General features: G+C 33.1%; 1 pseudogene. It reads right to left on the bottom strand.

Annotation, left to right across the window (positions count from 1 at the left end):
- Positions 1-380: 380 nt before the first annotated feature.
- Positions 381-1,149: pseudogene (locus F6K13_RS34225) on the bottom strand (cell death suppressor protein Lls1); the annotation flags it as partial.

Raw genomic sequence — 1,149 nt, 5'->3', positions numbered from 1 at the left:
AAGAACTAAAGGTACTGGTGGATTATAATGGTATAGCTAGTGGGACCTCTTGCTCCCGTTCTAACTGTTGCTTGTTCCCGTTCTAATGATTTCTATGTGCTACGCAAACAGATATTCCTAAGTTAAAAGTAGTAATAGCAGTTGCTATAGTATTATACCAAGCGTGAAAAAATAATTTTTAACTTAGGCGACACTTCAATTATTAATTAATTAATTAACACAGACTGAATATTTTTTTGATAGTTAGCACCCCAGTTATTGTTAATTATTCTTATGCTTATACAAAATGTTCCATCTGAGCGCCATTCCAACATCTTTTTCCCCATCTCCCCCACTCCCCCGCTCCCCTACTCCCTCGCTCAAGAAAATTTTGATATTTCCTAATTATCTGGTAAATTTCTTGGTGGAGTTTCTCGACCTTGATAAAACTGTTTTTCTAATTGATTTAACCCTAACCAAGAAACAACTCCAAGAGGTAAAGTTAAAATCATAAAAATCATCCCAATTATATTTAAATATTCCAAAATTAACAGTAATAATAGGATAATCATCAACATAGCTGAAGTAGCAATTATTACTCCTATTTTAATTCGTTGTAAAAATTTTAAAGCATTGCGAAAACTACTACATTTTTTAGTATGAGAATGATATCTGTCTAATAATATTTCTGAATAAAGAGCAGAACTTAAACTTGCATTAGAAAATAACTGAGCATTATATTTATTCACCCAAGAACGCAATTCAAATACAAATAAATCTGCTTTTGTCGGTAAATAAAAAGCCTTTGAAAAATTCGGACTACCACCTTTTGCTTCTAAATACCGTTCTTGATGATGTAAAAATATTTGGTCATCTTCCAATACTCCATTTTGCCCAAGATGAGAATACCAACGAGGACTTAACTGAATAAAAAATTTGGGAAATGGAGAAGAAAACTTAAAAGGAAAACGAGCAAACAAACGACATTCTCCTTTCCGAATAGGTGTTGCATATACAACTGTTAATGTACGACCAAATTGTTTAGAAGTAAGGTCATGCCACATCATTGCAGGAGCAATAAAAGTAGTTTCTTGTCTTCCCAAAGTACCTTTTCTTGGACTTTCTTCCCAGACTCCTTTAAAACCCCATTTTCCAGATTCTACTACTTCT

The sequence above is a fragment of the Okeania sp. SIO2B9 genome (genome assembly GCF_010672505.1).
Classification (GTDB): domain Bacteria; phylum Cyanobacteriota; class Cyanobacteriia; order Cyanobacteriales; family Microcoleaceae; genus Okeania; species Okeania hirsuta.
Note: the sequence above shows the minus strand (reverse complement) of the source record. Positions and strands in the feature narration are given on the sequence as shown.